Genomic DNA, 2,012 nt, shown 5'->3' on the forward strand with positions numbered 1-2,012 from the left:
GGAGCTCGACCCCCGCAACCGCTGATCCTGGCTTTCATCGACGAGGTGAGAGCCGAGGGCTACGCAGTCGAGCCGATCCTTCGCGTCCTGCGCCAACAGGGCTTGAGGATCGCTGCGCGGACCTACCGGGCCTGGAAGCGTCCGGCCCGCATCGCTGAACGCACCGTCACAGATGCCCTGGTAGAGGACAGAATCCGCGACCTCGCCTGGACGGTCAATCAGGTCACCGGGCAGATCCAGATGACGCCGGAGGGCCTGTATGGGCGGCGGAAGTGGGTCGCCCTGCTCCGACGTCAGGAAGGCCTCGCCGGCACCTCTCGCGGGGCGGTGGACCGGGCCATGCGGACCTTGGGTCTGGAGGGTGTGCGGCGGGCGAAGAAGCTGTGCACCACCANCAACCCTGTCTCACCAGGGGATTTGATCCACCACAGCGACGCCGGATCTCAAGCCGTATTCAACCGGTGCTCGCAACACCTACTTGATGGAGGTGTTCGATGGGCATCGGCCCGAGGCAGAAGAGAGCAAGACAGTATCGCGGTCAGATTGTCTCTGCTGGGCGTCCTACAGTGGCCTGGCGCGAGGACCGCGTGCGATTCTGGCAGGCCATCGCAACAGGGGCCAAGACGAGGCAAGCCGGTGAGGCTGCTGGTGTCTCCGAGCCGGTAGCTCATCGTTGGTTCAAGCATGCTGGTGGAGTGAATCCGCAACTGACCCCGAGTGTTTCAGGACGCTATATCTCCTCCTCAGAACGGGAAGACATCGCCTTATGGCGAGCCCAAGAGATCGGAGTCCGAGAAATAGCCCGCCGGCTGGGCCGGTCTCCCTCGACGGTCTCACGGGAGTTGTTGCGTAACGCTTCGACCAGGACATATCAGCTGGACTACAAGACCTCGACTGCTCAATGGCACGCCCCTCGGGGTGCCCGCCGCCCGAAGATCGCGAAGATGGTCACCAATGAACGGCTGCGCCAGTATGTTCAGGACAAGCTCAGCGGTGAGATCCGCACCGCCGAAGGTGAGGTCATCGGCCCGGACGGCCCGGTCTGGGATGGGAAGAACAAGCCCCACCGCGGGGACCGTGAGTGGGTCACCGCCTGGAGCCCGCAGCAGATCGCGAAACGGTTACCGCTGGAGTTCCCCGATGACCCGCCCATGAGGATCTCCCATGAGGCGATCTATCAAGCCCTCTACGTCGAATCCCGCGGCGGCTTGGCTCGTCAGCAGTCATGGCACCTGCGCCGAGGACGCACCAAGCGGATGCCCAGGGCCCGCACCCGGCGGCAAGCCTGGGCTCATGTCACCGCCGAAACTGTGCTGGCCAATCGCCCCAAAGAAGCTGAGGACCGCAAGGTTGCTGGTCATGGGGAAGGCGACCTGATCATCGGGTTGAAGCGCTCAGCGGTGGCCACCCTGATTGAGCGCACCACTCGTTACGCGATGCTGGTGCACCTGCCCCGACAGGTCGGCTATGGGCTCATCCCACCGAAGAAAAACGGTCCCGCCCTGGCCGGCTATGGGGCACTGACGATGAAGGATGCCCTGATCAACGTCATGAGCTCAGTACCAGCATCGCTGCGCCGGTCATTGACGTGGGACCGAGGCAAAGAGCTCTCAGCCCATGCTCTTTTCACCGAGGCCACCAAGACCCCGGTGTACTTCGCCGACGCGAAGAGCCCGTGGCAGCGCGGCAGCAACGAACATCTCAACGGGCTGCTGCGGCAGTACTTCCCGAAAGGCACCGACCTCTCACGGTGGAGCACCGCGGAGATCGCTGCGATAGCCACCGCGATGAACAATCGGCCCCGCGGGATCCTGGGCTGGAGGACACCCGCCGAAGCCTTTGAAGATCAGCTACGCTCAGTCCAACAGTCAACTGTTGCGAGCACCGGTTGAATACGGCCAATACACCGCCATTCGACTGACCGAGCACCTCGCCCTCGAGGGCATCGCCCCGTCGATCGGGACCGTCGGCGACGCCTACGATTGTCAGTCTCTTTCTACCCGGTTCCGCAA

The 2,012-nt window shown here is 63.6% G+C and carries 1 protein-coding gene and 1 pseudogene; both read left to right on the forward strand.

Going from position 1 to position 2,012, the window contains the following annotated elements; genetic code table 11:
- Positions 1-394, forward strand: a pseudogene (locus FCK90_RS15820) (IS3-like element ISPfr13 family transposase); the annotation flags it as partial.
- Between the two features lie 100 nt (positions 395-494).
- Positions 495-1,892: an IS30 family transposase gene (locus tag FCK90_RS15155; RefSeq protein WP_181954351.1), complete on the forward strand. Its 1,398-nt coding sequence runs from the start codon at positions 495-497 to the stop codon at positions 1,890-1,892.
- Positions 1,893-2,012: the final 120 nt, after the last annotated feature.

The sequence above is a fragment of the Kocuria coralli genome (assembly GCF_008831305.1).
GTDB classification, from domain to species: Bacteria; Actinomycetota; Actinomycetes; order Actinomycetales; family Micrococcaceae; genus Kocuria; species Kocuria coralli.